This is a genomic window from Streptomyces sp. WAC06614, assembly GCF_003949795.1.
GTDB lineage: Bacteria > Actinomycetota > Actinomycetes > Streptomycetales > Streptomycetaceae > Streptomyces.
On the sequence record NZ_RPRY01000475.1, the window covers coordinates 1 to 3990 of the forward strand.

A 3990-nucleotide genomic window follows, 5' to 3' on the forward strand; every position below is an offset into this window, starting at 1 on the left:
GCCGGCCCCGGCCCCGGCCCCGGCCACCCGCCGCCTGGCGGGAGCGGACGGCGCTCTCCTTTTCATCTGCCGTACATGGAACCCCGCTTCCGCTGCACCTACGCTCGTCGCCATGGCAGCAGCAATCCTTACGGTGCGCCGCCCCGTCGACCATGGGCGTACGGCGAGCGCCCTGTGTACGGTCGCCCCGGCGCGCTGATCGCGCCCCTCTTCCCCCACGGGATCCCCACCTGGCGGCCCCCGCCTGACTCCCGTCTCTTCCCCTTCGCACCGCAGCAGGCAGCGCGAAGCCGCCCGCCTGCCGTGCCCTCATGTGGCGACGCCTCCAGGAGGAATGGACATCGTGAGCGAGAGCAGCGCGAACAGCGCGCACACAACACACAGCAGGAACAGCGCGAACGGCGAGAACGGACGACCCCCGGTGAGCCGCCGCGGCTTTCTCGGTGGCGCCGCCGCCGTGGCAGCCGCCACCGCCGTGCCCGTTCTCGGGCAGGTCGCCGGAGCCGGCGCCGCCGTCGCTGCCGCGGGCCGGCCGAACATCCTGCTGATCGTCACCGACGACCAGCCGAAGCACACCGAATGGGCCCTGCCCAAGACCGTCGCCTGGCTCGCCGACCAAGGCGTGAAGTTCACCCACGGTCACGTCACCACCCCCTTGTGCGCGCCCTCGCGGTCGAGCGTGTTCTCCGGCCGCCACGCCCACAACCACGGTGTGCGCAACAACCGGTCCGCCGACGCGCTCGACCAGAGCACCACCGTGCAGAAGTACCTCGAACAGGCGGGCTACCGCACCGGCCTGTTCGGCAAGTACCTCAATTCCTGGGCCCTGGCCGACGCCCCGCCCCACTTCGAGGAGTTCGCCCTCCTCCAGCCCGCGTACGTCGACGCCCAGTGGAACGTCAACGGCACCGTCCAGACGATCAACGGCTACACCACCCACATCGTCAAGAACCGCACCCTGAACTTCCTCGACAAGGCCGCGACCGACCCCCGGCCCTGGTTCGCGTACGTCACCCCGTACGCCTCCCACGGCCCGCGGACCCCCGAAGCGAAGTACGCCGACACCCCCGTGCCGGACTGGAGCGGCCGGCCCTCGGTCCCCGAGAACGACCGCAGCGACAAGCCGGCCTACATCAAGAACGCCACCGGTACCCTCGCCGACGGTCGGACCGTCCGCGCCGAGCAGCTGCGCACGCTGCTCTCCGTCGATGACGCGGTGCAGGCCTTCAGGGACAAGCTCCAGGCCCTGGGCCAGCTCGACAACACCCTCGTCATCTACATCGGCGACAACGGCTTCAGCTGGGGCGACCACGGCTGGACCGCCAAGTCGGTCCCCTACCGCCCGGCTCACGAGGTGCCCTTCTACCTCTCCTGGCCGGCCGGCGGGCGGGGCGCCGGGACCGTGGACCAGCGCATCGTTGCGAACATCGACATCGCGCCGACCATCCTCGACGCGGCGGGCATCACCCCCGCCGCTCCCCAGGACGGCCGGTCCCTGCTCTCCTCCTTCAACCGCGACCACCTGCTGGTGGAGTGGTGGAAGCAGGGCACCGCCACCGGCGGGGTGCCGACCTGGTCCTCGTACGTCGCCAAGGACAAGCAGTACACCGAGTACTACGACCTGACGACCGACGCGAACGGCACGGTCTCCGGCACCGGCCAGGTGAAGTTCCGCGAGTACTACGACCTGGTGAACGACCCGTACCAGCTGACCAACAAGCTCCACCAGGCCACTGGGGCCGACGAGCAGGCTCTCGGCATCCCCGCCCTGGCCGCCCGGCTCGCCGCCGACCGCGTGGCCTGACCTGCACCCCGGAAACTCCGGCCGGGCGCCCTCACCGCGAGGTACGGGCGCCCGGCCGCCCATCGTCCCGACGGAGCGCCATGTCCGATTGCTGCACCCCCGGCCACGCCCATGCCCCGACGCTCACCCTCGCGCCGCCGCCGCCCGCGCCCCCGGCCTCCCGGGTGGCCCGGCAGCTGCTCCGCCTGCCCGGTGGGCGCTTCCTCATGGGCACCGACGACCCGGAGGGCTTCCCCGCGGACGCCGAGGGGCCGGTCCGCGAGGTGGCCGTGGAGCCCTTCCGGATCGCGGCCACGACCGTGACCAATGCCCAGTTCGCCACCTTCGCCAAGGCCACCGGCTACACCACCGATGCCGAACGCTTCGGCTTCTCCTTCACCTTCGGGGCCTTCCTCGCCGACGAGATCGCCGCGGTCTCCGCGCCCGTGGCGGCCGTCCCGTGGTGGCGGGCGGTGGAGGGCGCCAGCTGGCGCCGCCCCGAAGGGCCCGGTTCGGACGTCACCGACCGGCAGAGCCACCCCGTCGTCCACGTGTCCTGGAACGACGCCCAGGCGTACTGCGCCTGGTCCGGCACCCGCCTGCCCACCGAGGCCGAGTGGGAGTACGCGGCCCGCGGCGGCCTGGAGCAGCGCCGCTATCCGTGGGGCGACGAGCTCACGCCCGGGGGCCGATACCTGTGCAACATCTGGCAGGGCGAGTTCCCCGTGCTCAACACCGGTGCCGACGGCTACGTCTCCACCGCCCCCGTCACATCCTTCCGGCCCAACGGCTTCGGCCTCTACAACACGGTCGGCAATGTCTGGGAGTGGTGCGCGGACTGGTTCACCCCCGGCGAGGAGACGTCCCGTGCCATGCGCGGAGGCTCGTACCTCTGCCACGACTCCTACTGCAACCGCTACCGCGTCGCCGCGCGCAGCTCCAACACGCCCGACAGCTCGACCGGCAACATCGGGTTCCGCGTGGCCGCCGACCCCGCGTAGGGGCGGACGCGGGGGCGCGGTCAGGACACGGTGACCCGGGCCAGGGCCCAGGAGGTGTGGTCGAAGGACGTGCGGTTGTTGGCGTCCTCGACCACCAGCCGCAGGACGCGGACGCCCCGTACGTCCAGGTCGACCTGGACCGGGCCGGTGGCCGCCGTGAGGGTGGGGGTGGTGAGGAGCAGGCGGTCGTCGCCGTAGACCTTGGCGCGGGTGGCGCCGAGGGTGCTCTGCTTGGCGGAGAAGTCGTCGATGCCGACCAGGGAGGTGAACCGTACGGCGGCGCCGCCCAGGTGGTAGGCGATGTCGCTGGGCGCGTGGACGCCCAGACCCTTGGGGTACGTCGTGCCGCCGAAGGAGATCAGCGGGCCGTCCCCGGCGGCGCTCCTGCCGTTGGAGGTGTCGCGTTCCACCGGCCCCCAGCCGTTGGTGGCGCTGATCCAGGTGAGGTCCGAGAGGTAGGAGTTGCGGGTGGGAGCGGGGGGCGGGGTCGGAACGGTGCCTGTCGCCGGGTAGCGGACCGGGCCGGCCGGGGTGAGGGCGGTGCCCTCCGCGGTGAGCTCCCACGAGGTCGCGGGGGCGGCGTCCGCGGGCGGTGCGACCTGCCAGGAGGCGGTGAGCCGGGCGCCGACGGCCAGCTGCTCCGCGGTGGTCGGGGAGGCTGCGGTCACGGTCCACCCGGCAGGGGCGCGTAGGCCGAGGGCCGCCGCGGTCCAGGGCCGGGCGGAGCCGTTGTCCAGGGTGGCGGTCACGGTGAACGCCTGGCCGGGGACGGCGAGCCGGGGCAGCGTCAGACGGGTTCCGAACGGGGTGCGCGGGTAGGTGTCCTTCCACGAGGAGCGCATCAGCGCCACCAGTTCCGTGGCCGTGGCCGGGTGCTTGTCGACGACGTCGGAGGCCTCGCCGGGATCGGACGCCAGGTCGTACAGCTCCACCTGCCACTTCTCGTCGGGGAGGTTGTGGTCGCGTTCGGGGGCGAAGCGCACGGCCTTCCAGTTCTCCCGGCGGACCGCCTCGGCGAGCCAGGTGGCGCGCTTCTTGTCCTGGGCGTCGGCCCGGCTGGTGACCCCCAGTTCGTCGCGGAACCAGTACAGGTGCCCGTGGCGCGCCGAGTCGGCGCTGCCGGCGAGCAGAGGAGCGGCGGAGAGCCCGTCCACGTCGGCGGGGGCGGGGGCGCCGCCGACGTGGACGGGCTCTCCGCCGCTCCTC

The 3990-nt window shown here is 72.8% G+C and carries 3 protein-coding genes; 2 read left to right on the forward strand and 1 reads right to left on the reverse strand.

Annotated features, from left to right (window positions below):
* Positions 1 to 334: 334 nt before the first annotated feature.
* Both EF918_RS33410 and EF918_RS33415 read left to right on the forward strand, forming a co-directional pair.
* A complete protein-coding gene (locus EF918_RS33410) occupies positions 335 to 1804 on the forward strand; it encodes a sulfatase (RefSeq protein WP_260610923.1) in 1470 nt (489 codons plus the stop codon).
* A gap of 80 nt (positions 1805 to 1884) precedes the next feature.
* On the forward strand, positions 1885 to 2784 hold the full coding sequence (locus EF918_RS33415) for a formylglycine-generating enzyme family protein (RefSeq protein ID WP_185922044.1): 900 nt from the start codon (positions 1885 to 1887) through the stop codon (positions 2782 to 2784).
* 20 nt (positions 2785 to 2804) lie between these two features.
* On the opposite strand, the gene EF918_RS33420 is transcribed toward EF918_RS33415, so the two are convergent.
* The coding region (locus EF918_RS33420; protein WP_185922045.1) for an NPCBM/NEW2 domain-containing protein at positions 2805 to 3990 on the reverse strand (1186 nt) is incomplete at its 5' end.

Coding starts and splice junctions, on each gene's coding strand:
- EF918_RS33410 (WP_260610923.1), top strand. CDS start 335: ATGGACATCGTGAGCGAGAGCAGCGCGAACAGCGCGCACACAACACAC.
- EF918_RS33415 (WP_185922044.1), top strand. CDS start 1,885: ATGTCCGATTGCTGCACCCCCGGCCACGCCCATGCCCCGACGCTCACC.